The sequence below is a fragment of the Clostridium sp. TF11-13AC genome, from assembly GCF_003481065.1.
GTDB lineage: Bacteria > Bacillota > Clostridia > Lachnospirales > Lachnospiraceae > Otoolea > Otoolea fessa.
This window is the reverse complement of sequence record NZ_QUKJ01000001.1, coordinates 123,693-148,447: the sequence shown is the minus strand read 5'-3', so window position 1 is coordinate 148,447 and position 24,755 is coordinate 123,693. Positions and strand designations below refer to the sequence as shown.

General features: G+C 49.0%; 23 protein-coding genes. 3 read left to right on the top strand and 20 right to left on the bottom strand.

Translation table 11 applies throughout. The features are described 5' to 3' along the window. Positions 1 to 7: 7 nt before the first annotated feature. The 10 genes from dxs to DXD12_RS00585 form a co-directional block, all read right to left on the bottom strand. Positions 8 to 1,888 carry a 1-deoxy-D-xylulose-5-phosphate synthase gene (gene dxs / locus DXD12_RS00630; protein WP_107000292.1) on the bottom strand — a complete coding sequence of 627 codons (1,881 nt, stop codon included), beginning with the start codon at positions 1,886 to 1,888 and terminating at the stop codon, positions 8 to 10. Positions 1,889 to 1,949: 61 nt separating this feature from the next. Beyond that, positions 1,950 to 2,840: a polyprenyl synthetase family protein gene (locus DXD12_RS00625; RefSeq protein ID WP_117796477.1), complete on the bottom strand. Its 891-nt coding sequence runs from the start codon at positions 2,838 to 2,840 to the stop codon at positions 1,950 to 1,952. Positions 2,841 to 2,845: 5 nt separating this feature from the next. After that, positions 2,846 to 3,055 carry an exodeoxyribonuclease VII small subunit gene (gene xseB, locus DXD12_RS00620; protein ID WP_107000293.1) on the bottom strand — a complete coding sequence of 70 codons (210 nt, stop codon included), beginning with the start codon at positions 3,053 to 3,055 and terminating at the stop codon, positions 2,846 to 2,848. A gap of 109 nt (positions 3,056 to 3,164) precedes the next feature. Next, on the bottom strand, positions 3,165 to 4,376 hold the full coding sequence (gene xseA / locus DXD12_RS00615) for an exodeoxyribonuclease VII large subunit (protein ID WP_118636973.1): 1,212 nt from the start codon (positions 4,374 to 4,376) through the stop codon (positions 3,165 to 3,167). A gap of 3 nt (positions 4,377 to 4,379) precedes the next feature. After that, entirely contained in the window at positions 4,380 to 4,823 is a 444-nt protein-coding gene (gene nusB, locus DXD12_RS00610) for a transcription antitermination factor NusB (RefSeq protein ID WP_107000295.1), read from the bottom strand. A 429-nt stretch (positions 4,824 to 5,252) separates the two neighbouring features. Continuing rightward, positions 5,253 to 6,707, bottom strand: coding sequence for an IMP dehydrogenase (gene guaB, locus DXD12_RS00605; protein ID WP_022359938.1), 1,455 nt, complete (start codon positions 6,705 to 6,707; stop codon positions 5,253 to 5,255). Between the two features lie 382 nt (positions 6,708 to 7,089). Then, a complete protein-coding gene (gene groL / locus DXD12_RS00600; protein WP_022359939.1) occupies positions 7,090 to 8,715 on the bottom strand; it encodes a chaperonin GroEL in 1,626 nt (541 codons plus the stop codon). A gap of 74 nt (positions 8,716 to 8,789) precedes the next feature. After that, positions 8,790 to 9,074, bottom strand: coding sequence for a co-chaperone GroES (locus tag DXD12_RS00595; protein WP_022359940.1), 285 nt, complete (start codon positions 9,072 to 9,074; stop codon positions 8,790 to 8,792). A 184-nt stretch (positions 9,075 to 9,258) separates the two neighbouring features. Beyond that, entirely contained in the window at positions 9,259 to 9,615 is a 357-nt protein-coding gene (locus tag DXD12_RS00590; protein WP_107000297.1) for an Hpt domain-containing protein, read from the bottom strand. A 12-nt stretch (positions 9,616 to 9,627) separates the two neighbouring features. Then, positions 9,628 to 11,742, bottom strand: coding sequence for a diguanylate cyclase (locus DXD12_RS00585; protein WP_333490942.1), 2,115 nt, complete (start codon positions 11,740 to 11,742; stop codon positions 9,628 to 9,630). A gap of 240 nt (positions 11,743 to 11,982) precedes the next feature. On the opposite strand from DXD12_RS00585, the gene DXD12_RS00580 reads away from it, so the two are divergent. Genes DXD12_RS00580 through DXD12_RS00570 form a run of 3 tightly spaced genes read left to right on the top strand, consistent with a single transcriptional unit; the run spans position 11,983 to position 13,917 of the window. Beyond that, positions 11,983 to 12,441, top strand: coding sequence for a hypothetical protein (locus DXD12_RS00580; RefSeq protein ID WP_118636971.1), 459 nt, complete (start codon positions 11,983 to 11,985; stop codon positions 12,439 to 12,441). A gap of 18 nt (positions 12,442 to 12,459) precedes the next feature. Then, positions 12,460 to 13,224, top strand: a complete 765-nt coding sequence (locus DXD12_RS00575) for an IclR family transcriptional regulator (RefSeq protein WP_117796391.1) — start codon at positions 12,460 to 12,462, stop codon at positions 13,222 to 13,224. Between the two features lie 15 nt (positions 13,225 to 13,239). Continuing rightward, positions 13,240 to 13,917, top strand: coding sequence for a choline-binding protein (locus DXD12_RS00570; protein WP_118467961.1), 678 nt, complete (start codon positions 13,240 to 13,242; stop codon positions 13,915 to 13,917). Between the two features lie 102 nt (positions 13,918 to 14,019). On the opposite strand, the gene hgdB is transcribed toward DXD12_RS00570, so the two are convergent. The 10 genes from hgdB to DXD12_RS00520 form a co-directional block, all read right to left on the bottom strand. Beyond that, positions 14,020 to 15,171 (bottom strand): (R)-2-hydroxyglutaryl-CoA dehydratase subunit beta, encoded by a 1,152-nt coding sequence (gene hgdB, locus DXD12_RS00565; RefSeq protein WP_107000301.1) that lies wholly within the window; start codon positions 15,169 to 15,171, stop codon positions 14,020 to 14,022. Between the two features lie 2 nt (positions 15,172 to 15,173). Then, positions 15,174 to 16,613, bottom strand: a complete 1,440-nt coding sequence (gene hgdA / locus DXD12_RS00560; protein WP_107000302.1) for a (R)-2-hydroxyglutaryl-CoA dehydratase subunit alpha — start codon at positions 16,611 to 16,613, stop codon at positions 15,174 to 15,176. A 34-nt stretch (positions 16,614 to 16,647) separates the two neighbouring features. Further along, positions 16,648 to 17,442 carry a (R)-2-hydroxyglutaryl-CoA dehydratase activase HgdC gene (gene hgdC, locus DXD12_RS00555; protein ID WP_107000303.1) on the bottom strand — a complete coding sequence of 265 codons (795 nt, stop codon included), beginning with the start codon at positions 17,440 to 17,442 and terminating at the stop codon, positions 16,648 to 16,650. Between the two features lie 436 nt (positions 17,443 to 17,878). After that, positions 17,879 to 19,645: a carboxyl transferase domain-containing protein gene (locus tag DXD12_RS00550; protein WP_107000304.1), complete on the bottom strand. Its 1,767-nt coding sequence runs from the start codon at positions 19,643 to 19,645 to the stop codon at positions 17,879 to 17,881. A gap of 145 nt (positions 19,646 to 19,790) precedes the next feature. Further along, positions 19,791 to 20,600 (bottom strand): glutaconate CoA-transferase subunit B, encoded by an 810-nt coding sequence (gene gctB, locus DXD12_RS00545; protein WP_107000305.1) that lies wholly within the window; start codon positions 20,598 to 20,600, stop codon positions 19,791 to 19,793. Between the two features lie 21 nt (positions 20,601 to 20,621). Beyond that, positions 20,622 to 21,722 carry a CoA-transferase gene (locus DXD12_RS00540; RefSeq protein WP_022359951.1) on the bottom strand — a complete coding sequence of 367 codons (1,101 nt, stop codon included), beginning with the start codon at positions 21,720 to 21,722 and terminating at the stop codon, positions 20,622 to 20,624. Between the two features lie 141 nt (positions 21,723 to 21,863). Beyond that, positions 21,864 to 23,003 (bottom strand): sodium ion-translocating decarboxylase subunit beta, encoded by a 1,140-nt coding sequence (locus tag DXD12_RS00535; protein ID WP_117796388.1) that lies wholly within the window; start codon positions 23,001 to 23,003, stop codon positions 21,864 to 21,866. A gap of 11 nt (positions 23,004 to 23,014) precedes the next feature. Further along, positions 23,015 to 23,455, bottom strand: a complete 441-nt coding sequence (locus tag DXD12_RS00530) for a biotin/lipoyl-containing protein (protein ID WP_118636969.1) — start codon at positions 23,453 to 23,455, stop codon at positions 23,015 to 23,017. A gap of 183 nt (positions 23,456 to 23,638) precedes the next feature. Then, positions 23,639 to 24,052: an acetyl-CoA carboxylase biotin carboxyl carrier protein subunit gene (locus DXD12_RS00525; protein ID WP_118636967.1), complete on the bottom strand. Its 414-nt coding sequence runs from the start codon at positions 24,050 to 24,052 to the stop codon at positions 23,639 to 23,641. 46 nt (positions 24,053 to 24,098) lie between these two features. After that, positions 24,099 to 24,395, bottom strand: a complete 297-nt coding sequence (locus tag DXD12_RS00520; RefSeq protein ID WP_022359955.1) for an OadG family protein — start codon at positions 24,393 to 24,395, stop codon at positions 24,099 to 24,101. Between the last annotated feature and the right edge of the window lie 360 nt (positions 24,396 to 24,755).

Here is a 24,755-nt window from a genome sequence, read left to right as displayed (position 1 = left end):
TTTCCCATCATGCTTCCGCGTCAGTCTGCAGCACACCTTCACGTTTCAGCTGCGCCAGAATCGAATCACTGTCAATTCCCAGCTCATTCCGAAGCACCGACACATTTCCGTGTTCGACGTAGGCATCCGGCAGCGCTATATTAACTACCTTGATCTGCGGATAATGCTTCTGTACATAATCCGTCACCCGCTCGCCGTAACCGCCGCGCAGGACATTTTCCTCCAGTGTCACGATCGTATGGTGCGTTCCTGCCAGATGGTCGATCACGTCGGTATCCATCGGTTTCACAAACCGCCCGTTGACTAGCGTACACGGCTGCCCGGCACTCTTTAATTTCTCCCGGATATGCTCTGCCGTGCTGACCATACTTCCGACTGCCAGAAGCGCCGTCCCGCTCTCCTCATACAACATCTCGCTGACGCCATACTCAACCGGTGCCAGAAATTCCTTCAAGCCCCGGTACGCCTCGCCCCTCGGATAACGGATCGCAATCGGTCCATCGTAGGAGATGGCAAACTGCAGCATCTTTTCCAGTTCCCAGCGGTTCTTCGGCGCCATCACGCTCATATTCGGCACAGAGGAGAGAAATGTCAAATCAAAAATACCCTGATGCGTCTCCCCATCGCTTCCGACCAGTCCCGCGCGATCCACGCAGAACACAACCGGAAGATTCTGGATACAGACATCGTGAATGACCTGATCATATGCCCTCTGTAAAAAGGACGAATACACCGCCACCACCGGTTTCAGACCGGCTGCCGCCATACCCGCCGCCGAGGTAACCGCGTGTTCCTCCGCGATTCCCACATCGAAAAAGCGGTCCGGATATTCTTTCGAGAACCGTTTGAGCCCCGTTCCATCCGGCATCGCCGCTGTCACCGCCACGATCTTCGGATTTTCCGCTGCCAGACGGCAGATTTCTCTGGAAAATACATCTGTATAGCCCGGATGTTCCTTTTTCCGGAGCGGTTTTCCCGTTTCAATATCAAATGGTTCAACTCCGTGAAATGCCGACGGATTCTTCTCCGCCGGACGGTATCCCTTGCCCTTTTTCGTAATCACATGGATCAGCACCGCGCGGTTGATCTTTTTCGCCTCGCTGAAAATACGGATCAACCCCTTAATATCATGTCCATCCACCGGTCCCAGATACGTGATTCCCATATTTTCAAACCACATGCCCGGAATCAGAAGCTGCTTGATGCTGTTCTTTGTCCGGAGCAGCGTGCCGACCAGATCCGAACCGATCATCGGGATCCGCGATAACGTGCCCGCCACATTCTTCTTCAACAGATTGTAGCCCTCATCTGCACGAAGATTATTCAGATACCGCGACATACCTCCGACATTTTCCGAAATGGACATATTATTATCATTTAAAACAATAATAAAATTCGTCTTGAGCCGTCCCGCATTGTTGAGCGCCTCATATGCCATGCCGCCGGTCAGCGCGCCGTCCCCGATGACGGAAACGATCGAATAATCCTCGCCCAGCAGATCGCGCCCCTGCGCCATCCCCAGCCCCGCCGAGATCGAAGTCGAACTGTGTCCCGTGTCGAACGCATCAAACGGGCTTTCCTTCCGCTTCGGGAAACCGCTCAAGCCCCCATACTGGCGCAGCCCATCAAAATTATCCTTCCGCCCGCTTAAAATCTTGTGCGTATAGGACTGGTGCCCTACATCCCAAATAATCTTATCCTTCGGAAGATTCAGCGCGCAGAACATTGCAATCGTCAGTTCCACCACGCCTAAATTGGACGCCAAATGACCGCCTGTCCGGCTTGTCGTCTCGATCAGAAACTCGCGGATTTCCGCCGCCAGCTCCTTGCGTTCTTCCTCGCTCAACCGTTTTACATCCTCCGGTCCTTTTATCGTATCTAATACCATTCTTTCATCCCCCAAACCGTTTTCCACATCCGCTGTCGTCCCCGGTCTTCGATTGGATTTTTTATTTTTCACGGCTGACCAGCATCTCGATCAGCTCTTCGAGGAATTCATTCTTTCCAGGCAGGGAATAGAGGATATCAACCGCCGTCTCCGAAAGCTGTTTGACATCATGCTTCGATTTCTCGATTCCCTCCAATGTCACATAAGTGGTTTTATTGTTTTTCTCATCGCTCAGAACCGGTTTTCCAAGCACCTCCTGGCTGCTGGTAACGTCGAGAATATCATCCTGGATCTGGAACGCCAGACCGATCGCCGCCGCCATACGCTCTACTGTCCCGCACTCAGCTTCGCTCGCGCCCGCCATCACGGCTCCGATCACCATCGACGCCTCCAAAAGTGCTCCCGTCTTTAAACGGTAGATAAAATCCAGCTTATCCTTCGGAATCGGCTGATTCGTCAGTTCCACATCCACCGTCTGACCGCCGATCATGCCGTAAATACCCGTTTTTTCGGATAAAATCTGGATACAACGTCCCACCTTTGCCGCATCCGGCGTCATCGCAAATGCCTTTGCCGCCGTCTCGATCGCGTAGATCAGAAGGGCATCTCCCGCCAGAACTGCCATATCATACCCATATGCAACCCAGGTCGTCTTTTTGCCACGGCGGTACTCGTCATTGTCCATACATGGAAGATCGTCATGAATCAGGGAAGATGTATGAATCATCTCGATCGCCGCCATCAGCGGCTCAATCTCTTTTCCCTGACCGCCAAACAGACGGTATACCTCACGCATCAGAATCGGACGAAGGCGTTTGCCGCCTGCCTTCACACTGTAATTCATCGCTTCAAAGATCGTTTTCTGATGCCCTTCCTCTGCCGGAAGATAAGAATATACAATCTCTTCCGCTTCCTTGACTGCCTGTGCCAGCCGTTCCTTTGCATTTTCCATCTCTGTCACGCCTCCGTCTCCTCGCCGTTTACGACCATAATCTGTTTTTCAACCTTATCTATCTTTTCACTGCAGGCGCGGACCAGACGCATTCCCGCCTCATACGACGCAAACGATTCTTCCAGCGTGCTGCGGCTGTCCTCCAGCGTCCGCATAATGCCATCCAGACGGTCAAACATTTCCTCGATCGAAAGTTCTTCCTTATTTTCTTCCATCGATCCTGCCTCCTGTTTTATCTAATATACTCTCGGAATCTTTCCTGAAAGAAAACGTGTTCTCAAATCTCTCTGTTATGATTCACACGCAACACAATGAACCACTTTTTTACCCAGGCAGGTTTTCCTGATAAACCTCCCGGATCTCCGCCTCCACGCGTCCATCCGGCAGACGGACGGTCAGCGTATCCCCAGCTTGCAATCCTGTCACTGTCTCCACACGTTTTCCATCTGTATCCGTCACGAACCCATATCCGCCGCTTATCTTTTTTAACGGGGATAGACCATCCATCCGGCTGCACACCAGTTCCAGACGATGGCGCAGATCGGACATCTTTTTCTCCATCTGGCGCGCCATCTTAACTCTCGCATCTTCCAGATACTGCCGTCTCTCATTTAACTGGCTCTGCGGACTGTGAAGCTGCAGGCGCAGACGAAACCGCTCCAGACGATAGGCATACTGCTCCGCCTTCTGCTCCATCCGCTTCGTCATCTGCTGTGCCGCCGCTATGCACTGCTGCTCAAACAGGTGGTAATCAAAAACCGCCAGTTCTGCCGCCGCCGAAGGAGTCGGGGCACGCAGATCCGCCACATAGTCCGCGATCGTAACGTCTGTCTCATGCCCGACCGCCGAGATTACCGGCGTCCGGCACGCAAAAATCGCCCGCGCCACACTCTCCTCATTGAACGCCCACAGATCCTCAATCGAACCTCCTCCGCGCCCGACGATCAGCACATCCAGATGCAGCGCATCCAGGGTCTGGATCGCCCGCACGATACTCGGCGCTGCCCCTGCTCCCTGCACCAATGCCGGGCAGAGGACAAGCTGCACGTAAGGGTTCCGCCGTCCCGAGATATTGATAATATCCCGGATTGCTGCGCCGGTGCTAGCCGTCACGATACCGACCGTTTTTGCATACTTTGGGATCGGCGTTTTATATTCCGGGGAAAACATCCCCATTTCTTCTAATTCATTTCTCAGTTTTTCAAAGCGCCGGAATAAATCGCCCGTGCCGTCCAGCGTGATCTCGCTGGCATAGAGCTGGTATCTTCCATCCCGCTCATACACTTCGATACTGCCCTTGACGACCACCTGCTGTCCTTCTTCCAGACGGAACGTAAGTCCCTTCCGCCTACTGGCAAACATAACTGCCTGCATCGCTCCCAGATCGTCTTTCAAGGTAAAATAAATATGACCGGACGTATGATATTTGCAGTTAGAAACCTCGCCCTTGACCGAAATCCGGTTCAGGGCAAAGTCCTGTGCGAACATATTCTTAATGTATGCATTAACCTGCGAAACCGAATATACGCCAGCCATCGCTTATACCAGCTTCGCTAAAATGCCGTTGATAAATGCCGGTGAATCATCGCCGCCGAACTTCTTCGCCAGCTCGACCGCCTCATTGATCGCTACCTTCTCCGGTACATCGTCATCGTGCTTGATCTCGTATAATGCCAGGCGCAGGATCGTCAGTTCCACCTTGCCCATACGGCGGGTAGTCCATCCCTGTGCAACCCCATCGATTGCCTTGTCAAGCTCCGGAAGCACATCCAGAATCTTCTCAACCTTGCTCTTTACGTATCCGCCGTCAAAGGTGTCTAACATCGGATTATGGATGATATCGCCGATTCCGCTCGGAACATCGTCCTCCTCTTTCGGCTCTGTAAAATATACATCCACCTGCTCCTGCATCTCATCCGTCGGGTAAAAATCCGCACAGAAAAGCAGCTTAAAGCAATGTTCTCTCAGTTCTCTTCTGGTCATACTAATCCTCCTGTTACCTGTTTCTATCCGTCTGATACGCCCGATTTGCTGCCTCGGTATCGCAAATATCCCTTTCGTAATCCGCTGCAATCGTTTTCTGAATATCCACAGTCTTTCCTGCATAATTGTTATATTTCTACTATTCTAATGTATCATTATACCGTATCCCCGGTTTTTTCACAAGAGTTTGAGAAAAAGAATCCGCCAAAGTTACTGTTCACGGGTAGGCACTTTTGGAACCGAAAGTGCCGTAAGAAAACGTGGTGGCAACAGGAATTTGCCGTATTTAAATGCGAAGCCACGGCAAATTCCGTTACTGGGCACGTATGCGTGAACAGTAACCCGCCAAAAAAGCGGCATCCCTGCTGAAGCAGAAACGCCGCTTTTATATCGTTTACAATCTTATCGATTGCTTATGCTATCCAATTTTTATTCATCCACGCTGTAGTTCGGAGCCTCTTTTGTGATGTGGATATCATGCGGATGGCTCTCTTTTAAGGATGCTGCGGAAATCTTGATGAAACGTCCGGTCTCCTGAAGAGTCGGAATATCCGATGCGCCGCAGTAACCCATACCAGCACGCAGACCGCCGAGCATCTGGAATACGGTATCTTCTACCATTCCCTTGTATGCAACACGTCCTTCTACACCCTCCGGAACGAGTTTCTTCGCATCGCTCTGGAAGTAACGATCCTTGCTGCCGTTCTCCATCGCTGCGATGGAACCCATGCCGCGGTATACTTTGTATTTTCTTCCCTGGTACAGCTCAAAAGTTCCCGGGCTCTCATCGCATCCTGCAAACATGGAACCCATCATGCAGACGCTGCCGCCTGCTGCGATCGCCTTCGTCAGATCGCCAGAATACTTGATACCGCCGTCTGCGATGATCGGAATGCCGTACTCTTTGGCAACTGCGTAGCAGTCCATAACAGCGGTGATCTGCGGAACGCCGATACCTGCTACGACACGGGTCGTACAGATGGAACCCGGTCCGATACCAACCTTGACCGCGTCAACGCCTGCCTCGATGAGAGCTTTTGTTGCCTCTCCGGTCGCTACGTTACCTGCTATTACCTGCAGATCCGGATATGCTTCCTTGATCATTCTGACACAGTGAAGAACATTCTCAGAATGTCCATGTGCAGAGTCGAGAACAACTACGTCTACTTTTGCTTTCACCAGGGCTTCCACACGATCCAGCACGTTTGCAGTGATACCTACTGCCGCACCGCAGAGCAGACGTCCCTGTGCATCCTTTGCAGAGAACGGATACTTGATCTGTTTCTCAATATCCTTGATAGTAATAAGACCCTTGAGGTTAAAATCCTTGTCCACGATCGGAAGCTTCTCGACACGTGCCTTGGCAAGAATCTTCTTTGCCTCCGTCAGGGTAATGCCCTCCGGAGCGGTAACCAGATGCTCAGAAGTCATGCACTCTTTAATCTTCTTGGAGAAATCTTCCTCGAACTTGAGGTCACGGTTTGTGATAATACCAACCAATTTTCTTCCCTCTGTGATCGGAACACCGGAAATCCGGAACTTGCCCATCAGCTCATCCGCATCCTTTAATGTATGCTCTGGGGATAAATAAAACGGGTCAGTGATTACACCATTCTCAGAACGTTTTACTTTATCGACCTCCTCAGCCTGCGCCTCGATCGACATGTTCTTGTGAATAATACCAATTCCACCCTGTCTTGCCATTGCAATCGCCATGCGGTGCTCTGTAACCGTATCCATGCCGGCACTCATCAGGGGGATGTTCAGCTGAATCTTCTTGGTCAGATGTGTCGTCAGGTTTACCTGATTCGGAATAACCTCAGAATAGGACGGCACAAGCAGGACATCATCAAATGTAATGCCATCGCCAATAATCTTACCCATTATATTACCCTCACTTTCGTAAATTTTAAACACTGGACATTGAAAACTGTCTGATGTTAATAATTGATTTTAGCAAGTTTTTTGAAATATGTCAACCGGAGAATAAAGGGGTTGACGATAGAATTTACTTACGCTATTTAATTAGTGTGTCTTATAAATAATGTCAATCAGATAAGTATTAATAATGCAGTCATCCTTAGCCTCATTTCCCTGCCAATTTTTTCACCCAAAAAAGAAGGACTGCCACACCTTCGCATAGCAGTCCTTCTCTCCCCTGGCAGCTGCCTGTCAGAGATTCTTTCTATAAATTACCATTTTTATTTTCTACATTCGATACTGCATCTCTGATGTAACATCTTCCGTCATTTTCCGGCTCTCTTACTTACATCATGCCGCCCATGCCAGCGCCTGCTGCCGGACCTGCCGGTGCATCTTCTTTGATGTTGGCAACTGCGGACTCGGTTGTAAGCAGGGTAGATGCAACGCTGGTTGCGTTCTGCAGGGCACTTCTGGTTACCTTTGCCGGATCCAAGATGCCTGCTTCTACCATATCTACGTATTCCTCATTGTAAGCATCGTAACCTACGCCTACTGGGGACTCTTTTACCTTGTTGATGATAACAGAGCCTTCCAGACCTGCGTTTGCTGCGATGTGGAACAGCGGAGCTTCCAGAGCTTTCAGGACGATACGGCCGCCGGTCTTCTCGTCGCCTTCCAGTCCGTCTACTACCTTCTGAACTTCTGCTGCTGCGTGAACATATGCAGATCCGCCGCCTGCGATGATGCCTTCCTCAACAGCTGCCTTTGCTGCGGACAGGGCATCTTCCATACGCATCTTAGCTTCCTTCATCTCAGCCTCGGTCGCTGCACCAACACGGATAACAGCTACGCCGCCAGCCATCTTAGCCAGTCTCTCCTGCAGTTTCTCACGGTCAAAATCAGAAGTGGTTTCCTCAATCTGAGCCTTAATCTGAGCCACACGGTCTGCGATGGCTTTCTTATCGCCGCAGCCATCTACGATGATGGTGTTCTCTTTCTGAACCTTAACGGATTTCGCACGACCAAGCTGATCCATGGTGGTATCCTTTAATTCAAGTCCCAGTTCCTCGGAAATAACAGTACCGCCGGTCAGGATTGCGATATCCTTTAACATTTCTTTTCTTCTATCGCCGTAACCCGGAGCCTTCACACCAACAACGGTGAAAGTACCTCTCAGCTTATTGACAATCAGGGTGGTCAGCGCCTCGCCCTCAATGTCCTCAGCGATGATGAGCAGCTTGGAACCAGACTGTACCAGCTGTTCCAGCAGCGGCAGAATCTCCTGAATGTTGGAGATCTTCTTATCGGTAATTAAGATGTACGGATCGTCCAGAACGGCTTCCATCTTCTCCATATCAGTTGCCATGTATGCAGATACATAGCCACGGTCAAACTGCATGCCTTCTACCAGATCAAGCTCGGTCTTCATAGTCTTGGACTCTTCAATGGTAATAACACCGTCTTTGGAAACCTTCTCCATCGCGTCTGCTACCATCTGGCCTACTTCCTCATCAGCGGAAGAGATAGCAGCGACTCTTGCGATATCTGCCTGGCTCTTAACGTCCTTCTTCATGCCTTTGATTGCCTCTACGGCTGCATCTGTGGCCTTCTTCATACCCTTTCTCATGATGATCGGGTTAGCACCTGCTGCCAGGTTCTTCATACCTTCGTTGATCATCGCCTGGGCCAGAACGGTTGCGGTTGTAGTACCATCACCAGCTGCATCGTTGGTCTTGGTTGCTACTTCCTTCACCAGCTGTGCGCCCATGTTCTCAAACGGGTCTGCCAGCTCGATCTCCTTCGCAATGGTCACACCATCGTTGGTAATGAGCGGAGCGCCGAAGGATTTATCCAGAACTACGTTTCTGCCTTTCGGTCCTAATGTAACTCTTACGGTATCTGCTAACTGATTTACGCCCGCTTCCAGGGCTTTTCTGGCTTCTACGCCATATTTAATTTCCTTTGCCATGGTTATCAACCTCCATAATTTTCTTGAATAAACGTTCCGATCAGCATCTGTCTTCCAGACATCCTGCCCATCGATTAACCGATAACAGCCAGAATATCATTCTGTTTTACAATGACATATTTCTCATTGTCCAGCTCAACTTCTGTGCCTGAGTATTTCGAATAGATAACTTTATCGCCAACCTTTACCTGCATCGTGATTTCTTTTCCATCTACCACTCCGCCAGGACCAACCGCGATTACCTCTGCCTGCTGCGGTTTCTCTTTTGCCTGACCCGGAAGAACGATACCTGATTTGGTCGTCTCCTCTGCAACTAACTGCTTTAATACAACTCTGTCAAATAATGGTGTTAACTTCATTATTGGCTCCTCCTTATCCATCCAAATTTATTCCATCTGATTGCTTTTCTTTCGTAATCAGATATGTATCTTCTTCTTACGAAGTATGTTATAACACGTTCTGTTAGCACCGTCAAGTGTTGAGTGCTAAAATTTTAGTAAATTTTACGGGGAGAACTGAAATATTCCATTTCTCCCCGTTCTATTAATTGCTCTCCTCAAATGCCTTAATCGCCGCAACCGTTTTCTCATAACACTCTTTTACCGATGCAAAATCTGCCTCATATCCGGTCAGTTCTCTGCCTCTCAGTTTTTCGGTCAGCGCTGCGCTTACCTCATAGAAGGCATCAAAGCCCAGGTTCAGACAGATTCCTTTCAGGGTATGTGCCGCGCGGAATGCTTTCTCCGCATCCTTTTCTTTTAATCCATCCTCCAGATCCTGAAAGCTGGAATCGCTCAGAAACTTGATGGCAAATTTTTCCACCAGCGCCACACCTCCAAAGCGTTTCTGAACTCCTTCAAAATCCCCGCCCATTTCTTTGTAGCATTCCTGAATTGTCATGACAGCCTCCTGTTATTTCTCTTCCTCAGTTTTCATACGGCTCAGCTCCTCGCCCGCAGTTCCATACTCTTTTTCAATCGCCTGCGTCACCGCGCCGAAAAACTTCTTCTGTGAATTGTCATAATGTTCAAATTTCTTATTTTTTCGCTCCGGATCACTCATCTCACTCCGGTATGCTGCCTCCTGCAGCTCCTTTTTAATAGGATCCTGAATCTCACACAGGCACTCAAGCAGGAGCGGGTTAAATGTACCACACTCTCCGTTGCAGATCATCTGCACCGCCTCCTCATGAGAATAAGCCTTTTTATAGACGCGCTCACTTGTCAGCGCATCATACACATCCGCCAGCGCCACCACCTGCGCTGAGATCGGGATCTCCTCCCCTTTTAGACCATCTGGATATCCTTTTCCATCATAGCGCTCATGGTGCCAACGGCAGATCTGGTACGCCACTTTCATCAGCGGCTCATCCTCATACATCTGAAGATTCGCAAGCATGTCCGCACCGATCACTGTATGTTTTTCCATGATCTTACGCTCCTCCGGCGTCAGACGACCCGGTTTATTCAAAATCTTCTCGTCAATTCCGATCTTTCCGATGTCATGCAGGGATGATGCCGTGCTGATCAGCATCCGGTTCGACCAGGACAAGGGATATTTGTCCGTCTTCTTGACGAGCTGTTCCAGAATCATCGTCGTCAATATATTAATATTGAGTACGTGCATACCGCTCTCGCCATTTCGAAATTCCACGATCTCGCTCAGAACACTGATCAGCATCCGGCTATTCTTCTCTTTCTCAAAAACCTGGTTCGTCACCATTGCCACCAGGCGGCGCTGTTTCGCATACAATTTGATCGTATTTAAGACACGCCGGTGTACAACCTCCATATCGAACGGGCGCTTGATATAATCAGAAACTCCCCACTCATACGCCTGCTTGATGACCTCGCCCGAATCTTCGCCCGAAATCATGATAACCGGAATATCCCCGATCAGGTTGTTGCGGTTCATGTATTCCAGAACCCCGAAGCCGTTCATCCCCGGCATGACGATATCGAGAAGAATCAGGGAAATCTTCGTCTCATAACGGTTCAGCATGTCGAGACATGCTGAACCATTTTCTGCCTCCAGAATCTCGAATTCGCCTTTCAGCATTTCTGAGAGAATCATACGGTTCATCTCCGAATCGTCCACGATCAAAATGCGGTAACGACTCGCATTGCGCCGCCCGGCTACCACGATCTCCTCCGGTGTCCACTGTCCATCTTTCTCAGTCACAATCATGTTCTTGGAGGTCTTCGCCTGATACATAAATTCGTCCGCCCGGCACATCGCCTTCCCGACTGTCTCCCCGTTCGTCAGCGTACCGCCGATGCTGACTGACAATTTCAGTTGCGGATATCCTTCAACACTCATGTTGCAGATCAGATCCTGTATCCGATGCAGCTTCTCAACAAATGCCTCCAGACTGATGCCCGGCATCACAAGCAGGAATTCATCCCCGCCATAACGCACCAAGCGGTCCGTCTTACGGATACAGCTTATAATCGCCGCCGACACCGTCACCAGCACTTTATCGCCCGCCACATGCCCATATATATCATTGTAGGTCTTAAAATCATCCAGATCGAGCATCGCGATACCGGCATCCATCCGCTGCTCTTTTAACTGATCTTCAAAATATCTCCGGCTGTAGCTCCTCGTCAGTGCATCCGCATACAGCTCGCGCCTGTAGTGTGCAAATTTCTTAACGAGTGCTTCTCTTCCCTCTGCGTCAAGAAGTGTCTCATCATCCAGACAGGAAATCATCTCCACCACACAGGGAACTCCATCCACCTCCAGATACTTCGCGATGACCTGATACATCTTCAGACCGATAAATTCAAGCTTCATGCACTGTCCCTTCATCGCAAGCGCGCGCTGTGCCGCACAATTCTCACAATTCTTTCCTTTTTCCCAGAACGAATAGCATTTGCAGTCCTCGGATCGGAGTTCCCCGTTCCTCACGTCCATCTTATGGAGTAGATCTTTATCTAAAATACGTACAACCGTAAATATCCTTTCCATCTGTGCAATCATTTGTTCCAATTCCTGCGCCGTCATCTTTGTATTCAAATTCATCATTTTATTTTTATCACCACCTAGCAAATATATAATTTTATTCTACATGATTTCCGGTATGACAACAAGCATTTTTCTCATGCTTCCTGTACATAATTACCGCCCCTGTGTTACTGTTCACGCATACGTACCCCGTAACACGTGATTCACACACTTCCCGTTGTTCACAAAAGATTCCCTTTATTTTTTAGGCGTTTCGTATTACAATAAGGATATCGAATCGTATAGAGAGGAGTATCAACCATGGCAAAAAAACATTTTGGTAAATTACTGACACTGGCAGCTATCGTCGGCGCTGCAGCAGCTGGTGTTTCTTACGTCTTACAGTATAAATCATTCCACAAGGAACTGGATGAGGATTTCCACGACTTTGAAGATGATTTCGATGATTTTGACGATGCCGGCGATAAAGAAGCTTCCAAGGCTTCTGATACAGCTGCCTCCGAACGCAGCTATGTTTCCTTAAATCCGGAGAAAAAGGAAGCTCCGGCTGAGACTCCAGAGGAAACTTCTGAACATTCTGAGGAAAGCGAAAAAGCTCCGGCTGATGCAGATGTCTCTTCCGAAGAACCAGTCAAAACAGAAACCGTCCGCGCAGATGCTCCGGTTTCCGAGGACGGAGAATCTTCTTCCGAGAAAGAAGATTCCGACGCAACCCCGGATGACAGCACAACCGTGACGGTTGAGGAAATCACAGAATAACACAGGAGGATTCTTTGCATGATACAAAGTCTTCTCCGCGCGATGGAACTTCTGGAACTTTTAAAAGAAGCCAACCACAAATATTCCATCGCAGAACTTTCCGAATCAACCGGGCTTCCGCCCAGCACAATCCACCGGATTTTGCAGACATTTTGTGAAAAAAAATACGTGATCCGCGATGAACACGCGCACACCTACCAGCTTGGTCCCGCCCTCATCTCTCTCGGTCGGGCGGCGGCTGACAATGTGCGGATTCAGGATGCGGCGCTTCCGATTCTCAAGAACCTCTCCTACTGTACCCGTGAGGATTCCTATCTGATCATCCAGGTTGGCGACAAGGGACTGGTACTTGACAAAACGGACGGTCCGAACCACCTCAAGGTCGTCGAAGAATTTGGCTATGAGATGGATCTGCACTGCGGTGCGATCCGCAAGGCGCTTCTGGCTTTCCAGAGCGACGAATACATCCGCCGCTATCTGGACACACGCTTAAACCGTCCTGAGGCATTCCCAAAGGCGGATCCCGCAGAATTGGCAGAAGAACTCCGCACCATCCGTGAAAAGGGCATTGCCGTTTCCCACGGCGAATACGTCCCGGATGCAGTCGGGATCGGTGCTCCCATTTACGGTATTGACGGACGCATTTCCGCTTCGGTCGGAATCATCGCACCGTATTCCCGTATTGAAGATGACACACATCTTCTGCACCTGCAGGATCAGGTCCGCCACAGTGCGGCAGAATTATCCTATTATATGGGACATACATTTAAGCAGGAGAAATAAAGGAGATTTCACTTTATGATTAATAAACGCTTATTTTTAGCAGGCTTAACAACCGGTCTTCTCTCCCTCTCCGTCGCTTTCCCGGCGATGGCAGGAAGCTGGAAAAATGGAGCTGGTGACAATGCTGCCCGCTGGTGGTACGACAACGGTGACAACACCTGGGCGGCAAATGGCTGGCGCTGGATCGACGGCAACCAGGACGGCGTCAGCGAATGCTACTATTTCGACGCCGAAGGCTGGCTTCTAACCTCCACCACGACACCGGACGGCTACACTGTAAACGCAGACGGCGCCTGGACGGTAAACGGCATCGCTCAGAGCCGCCAGACCGCGGCTTCCAATGAATTCGATAACGAAAGCTGGGACGATTTCCAGAACAGCTCCTCCAAAAAGACGAAAAAAACAGCCACCAGCTCCAGCAGGACGCCAGATTCCGGAAGCTCTGACTCCAGCACCGGCTCATCCGAAGATTCTTCCAGCGATGATAGCAGCAATTCCAACGGAAGCTCCGGCAGCCACAGCAATTCCGGAAGCTCCGGTCCGTCCAAAGAAACCTCTTCTACTTCCGGAGACAAAAAGCCGGATGCTCCAAAGAAGAACTCCAAACAGGAACCAGGCAGCGGCTACCGCCAGGGGTCTGTGACGGATGAGCAAATTGCAAATAATAGTTCTTCTGACTCCACTAAGGAATAAATAAATGTATGCCGCAAGGCGCACCAAACAAACGCCCCCGCAAGAAAATCTCCTGCGGGGGCGTTTCTATCTCATCATTCAGTTTCCCAAACGAATCTTCTATTATTTCTGAAGTGCAAGAACGTCAGCGAATGCCTGAATAGCAGTGCTTGCCTGACCGAAGTCTCTCATCTGCTGGTCGATACCCAGTTTGATGTGCGGAACGCCTGCATCGTTCAGAGCTTTCTTCAGGTATGGATACTCCATCTCCTCCGGATCACAGAACTGCTGCATAAACAGTACCAGACCCTGAGCGCCGCTCTCTTTAACCATGTTAGCTACGAACTCACCACGACGGTTCTTGTCAGATTCCGGATCGTACAGAAGTACTTCGTAATCGATGTTAGCGAACTGTTTAGCCAGTGCTCTAACCGGATCCAGCTCGTCTTCCGGAGCGTCTACACGGAAGGAACGTGTCTCATGTGCTACATCATCTGCAGCGATAGCGATGTTGTTCTCTTCGAAGATAGAAAGCAGCTTCGGATTATCACAGATAATACCGGAGGTAACAACCTTGGTTCCCTTCCAGTCACAGACAGGAAGTTTAGCCAGCTCTGCGTTCAGCTCGTTCAGCTTTGCAGTGTATTCCGGCTTCTCCATGAAGTAGAATGCCTTCAGAACTGCGGAACGTTTGGTTGGTGTGATAACATCACAGTGCTCGTTAGCCAGTTTTACGAACTCACGGCGAGCTGCACGGCTCTTGTTGTATACAACGATAGCATCCTGGATGTCAGAATCAGTAATCTTTCTTCCAGCGATCTCTTCCAGATCAGCTTTTACATGGTTGTACTGATCGATACAGAACTGAAGACCAAACTCTTCGAAACGGTTCTGCGGATGAGCTAAGAAGATAACTTTCATCTTGTCGCCCATAGCTACACGGAAGTTCTGGCTCATCGGACGAAGAGTATCACAGATAGTAGGTGTGATAATACCGTCTAACTGATCCATAGTTCCATCCAGCAGCATCTCCAGAGCTAACTGAGCGATGGTGCAGTAGAAAGTAGCGCAGTACTCTTTTGCACGGCTGATGGTCTTAGTGTTGGAACCCCACATACCCATCGGAACGATACCAGCGGCATATACAAGCTCTTCCGGAGCGTAGTAAGGAAGAACACCAACTACTTTTTTGCCCTGAGCTTTATATTCAGCAAGCTGCTGCTTCGGAGTTGCAGCTTTTACCTTAAATTCTTCTAATAATGCGTTAACACTCATGGTTATTTAGCCTCCTTTGCCTGCTTATTTGCTTCCATTGCCTCAACCAGACCCTCTACACGAGTCTCGTACTGAGCAGCATTGAAGTTACGCGGGTCAGCCTGATCGCCGTCGAAACCAGCACACGGGATACCCAGGTCAGCAGTAAAGCGACGCTGCATCTCAGCCATGTAACCACTCCACGGTTTACAGCTTCTGTTGTAGTGAACCAGAACGCCATCTACCTTGTTATCACGGCAGATGCCTTCACGCCAGTCAACACCCTGCTCGATGCAGACAGAGTTCGGAGCTTTGTAGTAAGCACGAGCCATCTCATCGATGTTGTTGTAAACGAAACCAAATGCCGGAGCATATACAACGGCAGTAACGTTTACACCGTGGGTCTTCAGCGGTTTGAACAGAGCCGGCAGTTTCGGCCAGCACGGAATACCCTCGAACATAACACGGTATTTCTCCGGGAACGGAGTTGTGGTCTCACCCTTCTTAACTGTCTCTTCCAGGTCTTTTGCAAGTAATTCAAAAGCATCACCAGCAGCTACAGTAGCACGTGCAGTTACAACGTCTGCCATGTGGTTGAACAGGTCAAATCCACTGTATGGAGCCGGTTTGTACTGCAGGAAATCACAGACTTTCAGCCAAGCCTTAGCGGTACGGTTAGCGTTTGCACAAGCCTGCTCGAACTTCTTCTCGTCGAACTTCTTGCCTGTCAGCTCTTCCAGCTGTTTGATCGCTTTGTCGAACTGAGCGCGAACGTATTTAACATTCTCATCATGAACTTCTACTGTATTGTTGTACGGGATATCGATCATGATCAGCGGAATGTTACACATACGAGCGATGTTCTCATACCATTTTGTCATACAGTTACAGATGTTGTTGCAGCAAAGAACGAAATCCGGCTGCGGAATACGCATCTGACGAATCGGAGAAATAGCCTCAAGACGTTTCTCTTTTTCCGGACCATCCGGGAGTTTTTCAATCTCAAGCAGGTTGTCCAGCTGCAGATACGGAGTCTGAGTCTTCGGATCCTTCTTCGGTTTTCCGTCTTCACCCATCACTACGTTGCCGTCAGCATCTTTTAATGGTTTACCTGTGCTCGGATCGATGATGTATTCACCAGTCTCCGGATCATACTTACGGGATACACGTACACCAGCTGCATATGCAAGGCTGATACGAGCGTAACCGCAGATATCGTTGTCATATCCAAGATCCTCAGCTGCCTGGCACATCAGCTCACCGTAACGGTTAGCTGCGATACCAGCTGCCTGGTTCTCCGGATACATAACGTGTAAATCAAATGCTGCTGCAAGCTCACACGGGAATTTGGAAGAAGACCATCCAACTAACTCGCCTCTTGCTTTGGCCTCACGCGCCTCTTTGTGTACGTCATCTACGACTTTACGAAGCGCAAGAACACCAGGACTAACTTGTTTTGCCATAATAATTATCCTCCATTCTTAAAAATTAACTTAGTTACTTCTGACGGCTGGCTACCTGATATGCCATCAGGGCTGCGCCAAGCGCGCCGTTATACTGTGTCAGCGGGGATGTACAAATCTTTACGCCAAGCTCAGCCTCAAGCGCATCTACTACGCCCTGGTTCTGAGCCACACCGCCTGTCATAACGACATCCGGCACTACACCGATTCGGTGGGCAAGACCCGTGACACGATGAGCCACTGAACGATGAATACCGGCAATGATATCACATTTATCCGTTCCCATCGACAACTGGCTTATAACCTCACTCTCTGCAAAAACCGTACAGGTGGAACTGATTCCTACCTGCTTCTTGGACATAGCGCCAAGACGGCCTAGATCACTTACCTCAACTTCGAGAACGCGAGCCATAACATCCAGGAATCTTCCGGTTCCGGCTGCACACTTATCGTTCATCTGGAAGTTTGTCATGACACCGTCCTCAACGCGAAGAACCTTCACGTCCTGACCGCCGATGTCAATTACGGTATGAACCTTCGGGAAAAGGAAATAAGCGCCCTTTGCATGACATGACAGCTCACTCATCTGCTTATCGGCAATTCCGTCCATCAGAGATGTACGTCCATAACCGGTAGCCAGTGTGAATGCCATATCTTCTTTCTTGAGGCCTGCATCTTCCAGAACTGCCTCGATGGCACGGCTTGGACCGCTGGTACCTGCTCCAACGTCAATCAGAGACTTACCTACGATCTCCTTGCCATCCTTCAGGATGATACATTTGGAAGCTGTAGAGCCTACGTCGATACCTAAAGTGAAAATTTCGCTCATGATGTATCTTTTTCCTTTCAATACTGACTTTCTATGCCTGATTTTTGTTTCAACGATGTTTTGGCAGATCCGTGCTATCACATCGTCTCCACCCATCATAATACCACAAAATCAACTAAAAGTCGCTGTAAAATCTTGAAAATGTTATAAAATAATTCTTAACAAAACTATTACTTATTACTTATCTGCCTGAGTATACCAATAAATCGAGCAAAGGTTCCAGTTCCTTTGCCCGATTTATCTGCAAGCATCCGGCAAAACGGTTCATTTACAGTCATACAGACAAGCCGCTTCGCCAGAGCCTCACACTATTCACACTATCAATTTGTTACTTATCACTATTTACACTATCACTGTCAGCCGCGTACTTACGCGCCTTCTCTTTTTAAAATGTTATCTTAGCGGCACCTATCACAATGCCGTTTTAATTTGATAATTATTTACCGTAGTTGATGAACTCACGAGTAGATCTCGGAGCCAGCATCTGATGCATCGGGCAGATAGCCTGAGCATTCTGATAATAAGCCTCGGTAAATGCCTGGATGTACGGACGAAGATCGGTCAGATCTACGATCTCATCAACCATACCCTGTTTTGTACAATATTTCGGACGAGATTTGTCTGTGTACATCTGGATCATAGCGTTCATCTTGTCGATGATCGGCTGAAGCGGCTCGCCAGCTTTTTTAGCTTTAACAAGCTTTCTGGAGTACATAGCGTTTGCAGCGGTCTCACCCGGCATTACGTAGTACTCGCAAGCACCTGTACCGATAGAGAATACGTTGGTGTTGTTGCCCTGCGGACCACCCAGAACGTAGTGAGCAGCAGCACTTGCCTTACGAAGAGTAACCTCCAGAGACGGAAGCTTAGCATTCTCGATAGAGTAGATCAGGGACTGACCTAAACCAAGCAGCTCTGCCTTCTCAGCGTCATCGCCTACATCGATACCTGTGGTATCCTGCAGCCAGATAACCGGTGTCTTATCACGAGCACACAGAGTAACGAACTCGTTCATCTTAATCAGACCCTGACGGTACAGCTTACCACCGATACCTACAGAACCCTGTTTGTACTCCGGATAGTTCATGAGTAAGCCCTGTACGTTAGCGATAACACCAACCAGAAGGCCGTTAACTTTTGCAAGACCAGCAACGATCTCCGGACCGTAGCCTTTCTTGTACTCGAAGAACTCACTGTTATCGAACAGACGGCCGATTACATCGTAGATGTCGTACGGACGTTTCTGGTTCATCGGGATGATGCTGTACAGATCCTCAGCCGGAAGCTGCGGAGCCTTCGGGCTGTCAACACGGAAGAACTCCAGGTTGAAGCACGGAAGGTAGTTGATGTACTTCTTGATTCCCTCAATAACGCCTAAATCATCCTCGTAAACTTCACGGAAGAATCCTGTCTCATCATAGTGGATCGGCACGGAACCCGGAGCCGGAACGTGATGTTTGCTGTTCTCGATCTGAGCGTTAACGATCTGCTCTGCTGCTTCCTCATCGATGTAACCCTTCGGGTTCATACCGGAAAGGATACCAGCGCCACCAACTGCCATGTTCGCATCTTTATGAGCGATCAGGATAGTCGGGGAAATGCTGTGGTAACCACCACCTGCCGGGTTGGTTCCGTAGATACCTACGATAACCGGAACACCAAGCTGGTTTAACTCAGCGTTGCGGAAGAACGGTGTACCACCACCACGACGGTTCGGGTATACTTTGTCCTGATTCGGGAACTCAACGCCTGAGCAGTTTAACAGGTATACTAACGGCAGATGCAGCATCTTAGCGGTATCTGCAGCACGGAGCAGGTTATCTGCCTGTCCCGGAACCCAAGCACCAGCCATCTTCTTGTTATCAGAAGCGATGATGTAAACCCATTTGCCATTTACACGGCCAAGACCATTCAGAACGTTAGTTGTCTGGAAACGGTTGTCTTCCGGATTGTAAAGGCTGTTTAACGGGCACCATGTACCTGGATCGATCAGGGCGTTGATACGCTGTGTAGCAGAAAGCTGTCCACGTGCGTTTAACTTCTCTTCGGTTGTGATACCAGCATCAAGAGCCTGCTTAATGGACTCATGGATGTCGTTCTCAACAGCCTTCAGTTCCTGCTCGTTTTCCGGATTCGGATTAACCAGAGCTTTACCAACGGTAGGCATATTCTGGAAATATCCTGGCATTGAATACATATTCATGTCTTCTTTTCTCCTTATAAAATAAAAAATAAAAATGGTTATAAATGAATTGCTTGCGGGACAGTTCGTCTCCTGTCCCGCCTGCAATCAGTAACTAATTAATCGACAGAAATGATATCTGTCTTGATTCCCTATGGAAGGCTAATTACTTAGTCTCCTTCGGAACTTTGATGAATGCCTGACCTGGGTCGATCTCTTCACGAATAACGCGGATGATCTCCGGATCCGGACCTTCCATCAGCTGAGCTCTGGAGGTATCGATCTCGAAACCAGTGTTCTCCTGAACCATTTCCGGAGAGGAGAATGGATAGTAGTAAGCCAGGTACATTCTCTTGGTCTCTTCGTCGAATTTCATGATACCAAGATCGGTAACTACCATCTGCGGTCCACGGTTGCCCGGAAGACCTGCTCTCTCACGTCCGCCAGGGCCGTCCATCCAGCCACAGCTTGTGATGTAGTCAACATGCTCCATGAATCTTCTCTTCTGATGCTGCATCATGATGATGGTGTTGCAGAAGGTAGCGATTCCGTTTGCACCGCCAGAACCGGTGAAACGTGTGGTAGGTTTAACATAATCACCCTTACCAAAGATACAGGTAGAGTTAACGTTTCCGTACGGGTCGATCTGAGCGCCACCGATGAATGCGATCATACGATCAGCATCATGTAACCACTCATTAGCCTCGAAACCTACGAAACGAACGTTTGGCCACTGTACTGCACAGTGAGCCATGAAACGGTTGTCACCTACAGAACGCGGAACCTCAATCGGAGAACAATCCATAAGACCACTCTCTACGATCGGATGGCAGCTCGGGCAAACAACACGTTTTGCCAGGGATGCACCGATTAACGGAAGACCGGTACCAACGATAACGATCTGATTTTCTTTAATATTTTTTGCGATGGCGTAAGCCTGCATTTCCTGCTTTGTATACTTTGTATAATCAGCCATTTTAGATTTTTCCTCCCTCAATTAATGTCTGGTAGAATAGCCAAGATGCGGCTCATTCTTAAGGTTCATGAGGCGAGCGCCGCCCAGTACGTTGAGCAGATCATCCTGATCCTTGCATCCATATACATACTTCTGAAGGTAATCCTTGAAGGTCTCCGGAATCTTGGTGCCGTCAGCAGCATCTTTTGCAGCCTGTGCAGCAACTTCTGCAGCTTTTGCAAGCTTCTCATCTTCCGGCTTAGCAGCAGCAGCCTTAGCAGCTTTGTCTGCAGCCTTCTGAAGCTGTGCCTTAGCATCCTCAGCGTCAAGGTACTTGGAAGCCTTGTCGTACTCTTTCAAGCCCTTATCATCATCATCATAATAGCCGTAGCACTGTGCCGGCCAAGCACCGTACGGTGCACGAACAACGGCGTCTACACACTCACCAAAGATTCTTGTCTTGGTTGGGTCACGACGGATATACTCATCACTTACGATCTCCTCGCAGGTAACGATACAACGTTTTGCAGCTACAGCGATATCTACGTCATGGAACTCATCACCATCGATGATACAGGTTCCATCCGGAGATGCCTGCTGAACATGGATGATAGCGCAGTCAAGCTTCGGAACCGGAACAGCCAGCAGCTTCTCGCCTGGCTCAAGCGGGTTCTCGATCTCTACGCATTTCAGGTTGTCAACACCTTCCATGGTTCTTCTCTTCTCTTCGCTGATACCCCAGAACTTAACAAGTCCGGAGCCCTGCATCATACGTACCGGCAGGTACGGAAGACCCAGAGATGCAGCATGAAGCTGAAGCATCAGAACGTCCTGAGAATAATCCTCATATGTAAGCTCACCCTTCTCGATAGCTGCACGGAAACGACGAGCTACGTTGGTGTAACCAGAGTTTGCAGTATAGCAGTTGATGTAGGCTCTCACACGGCCCTCACCGATTAACGCATCCCAGTCACCACCTGCCGGGCCAGACCAGCCTACAAAACCAGTTTTACCCTGACGAAGGATCTCGTAAACTGCTGCATACGGTTTACGGTTTGTTGTAAATCCGCCGAGACAAAGTACATCGTTGTCACATACATACTTTTCTACGGCATCGTGTAAAGACATTACTTTATTAGCCACAATAAAGCCTCCTTTAAAAAAATTTTCTATAACTACCTATATAAATAAGTAAAAACGGGATCTGGTACTTCCGGCGCTGCGGTCTTTCGCAGGCCAGATGCAGCCAGATCCCGGCTGCAACAGCCAAAAATCAATATTCGATTAACCGAAAATCAGCATGAAGAAACCTGCTGCTACGGCAGAACCGATAACACCTGCTACGTTTGGTCCCATAGCGTGCATCAGAAGGAAGTTGGTCGGATTCTCTTTTGCACCAACTGTCTGAGAAACGCGGGCAGCCATCGGTACAGCAGATACACCAGCGGAACCGATTAACGGGTTGATCTTGCCGCCGGTTACAGCGCACAGCACCTTACCAAGGAGAACACCTCCGATGGTAGCGAATGCGAATGCAAGAAGACCCATGCAAACGATAGCGATGGTCTGAACACGCAGGAAGATCTCGCCGTTTGCGGTCGCACCTACGGTAGTACCAAGCATGATAGTTACGATGTTGCACAGTGCGTTCTGAGCTGTATCAGAAAGACGCTCTGTAACACCAGATTCACGAAGCAGGTTACCAAGCATCAGCATACCAAGCAGCGGAGCTACGGACGGAAGAAGCAGGGAGCAGAACAGTACTACGAATACCGGGAATACGATCTTCTCAACCTTGCTTACCTTACGGAGCTGCTTCATAACGATGGAACGCTCTTTCTTAGTGGTAAGAAGCTTCATGATCGGCGGCTGAATCAGCGGAATCAGCGCCATGTAGGAGTAAGCGGCAACGGCGATCGGAGCAACCAGATCCGGTGCCAGGTTGTTAGCTACATAGATAGCGGTCGGACCGTCTGCACCACCGATGATACCGATAGCAGCTGCCTCACCTACTGTAAACAGACCAGTTGCGTTAGCCAGCATGAATGCAATGTAGATACCGAACTGAGCAGCTGCACCAAGCAGAAGGCTCACCGGGTTTGCAATCAGCGGACCAAAGTCTGTCATGGCACCTACTGCCATGAAGATCAGACACGGGAACAAACTGGACTTAACACCGCCGTAGATGATACGCAGAACACCTGCGGTATACCACGGCTCGCTTTCCTTCATCAGGTCAGCCAACGGCAGGTTTGCCAGGAACATACCAAATGCAATCGGAAGCAGAAGAAGCGGCTCGAACTGCTTTTTAATTGCCAGGTATAATAATACAAAAGCAATGAGAATCATTACACAGCTTCTCCAGGTCAATGCTGCGAAACCCGACTGTGCAAGAAGCTCTTTTAATATTTCAAAAAAGTTCATTACCTAACCTCCTAGTTCAGAGCAACCAGAGCAGCTCCTGTATCAACAGAATCGCCAGCCTTAACAAGGATCTTGCTGACTGTACCGTCTGCCGGAGCAACGATCTCAGTCTCCATTTTCATGGCTTCCATAATAACTACTACTTCGCCAAATTTAACTGCCTGTCCTTCAGATACCTTGATGTTCAGGATTTTACCTGGCATTGGAGCTTCTACGGTAGTTGCGCCCGCCGGAGCTGCTGCCTTCGGAGCCGGAGCTGCTGCCGGTGCCGGAGCTGGAGCCGGTGCTGCTGCAACTGGAGCCGGTGCTGCCGGTCTCTGTACCGGTGCGGATGCCGGAAGAACCGGAGCTGCCGGAGCTGCTACACCATTACGATCCAGAGATTTGTAAGCTTCTAATTTTTCTACTTCAACTTCGTATTTCTTTCCATTGATCGTAGCAACATATTTCATAATTCTTTACGTCCTTTCGAATGTTTATCATTACTGTTCACACATGTGTGCCCAGTAATGGGATTTTGCCGATGCTTTGTATTCCAAATCGGCAAAATCTGTTGCCTGAACTGTATCATACAGAATTTTCAGTTCCGAAAATTCCTTTTTGTAAACAGTTGCTATTTATCATAGTATCGTCTATTAGTTCAGGGTAACCAGTGCTGCACCTGTGTCAACGGCGTCGCCTGCTTTGACAAGAATCTGTGCTACTGTACCGTCTGCCGGAGCAACGATTTCAGTTTCCATCTTCATAGCTTCCATCACGATGACGGTCTCACCAAACTTAACTGCCTGTCCTGCAGATACTTTGATGTTCAGGATTTTACCTGGCATCGGAGCCTCTACGGTAGTTGCACCTGCTGCCGGTGCTGCCGCCGGAGCTGCTGCTGGTGCAGGAGCCGGTGCTGCTGGTGCAGGCGCCGGTGCTGCCGGTGCTGCTACTGGAGCCGGTGCTGCTGCCGGAGCCTCGCCGTAACGCGGCATTGGCTCGTATGCATCGATTCTTTCAAGTTCTACTTCGTACTGTTTTCCATTGAGGGTAGCCGTATACTTCATAACTGCTCTAACCTTCCTTTCGATTTCCTTTCATTCCTGTTTCTCATTACTTAACTTCTGTCACGCTCAAGATCTTAAACTTGTCTGTCGGCAATCCGAGGTCATCCCCGATCGTTGCCATCAGCACGGCAAGTAATTCCTTATCAGCTTCATCCGACACAGCCGGTGCTGCTTTCTGTGCTGCGGCCGGGGCCTTAGCACCATCAGAAACAACGGAGCGGAGAATCTTGGAAATTACCATAATTGCCAGAGCCAGACAGATCAGAGCTAGGAAAACTACCGAAAGACCCAGCAGAGAAACGATAACTGACTGCCCGAAAGGCATAGTTGGTTCAGTCCACATTGTGCATTGCACCTCCTTATTTATTTTAGGTTCTGCTTTCTTTGTGAAAAATTATACTTATAAAATTCCACCAGTAAGATTCCGTATTGTGGAATGCATTCCATTTTTGAAAGCAATTTATAAGGGGCTTTTCCCCTTAACTGTAACAAGTGAAGCCACAGATTGACATGATCAGCTCACTTTACTTAAATTATAACAGTAACCCCCCTGATTGTCAACCAAGCCTTTCATAAATTATGCACAAAAAGCAGGGTGTTTTATTAGCAAAAACAACCTGCTTTTTATAGGTTATTACTACATTTTTCTACATTTTTCTTAATAACCCCCGGAAGAATCGCCAAGATCTCTCAAGCATTTTGC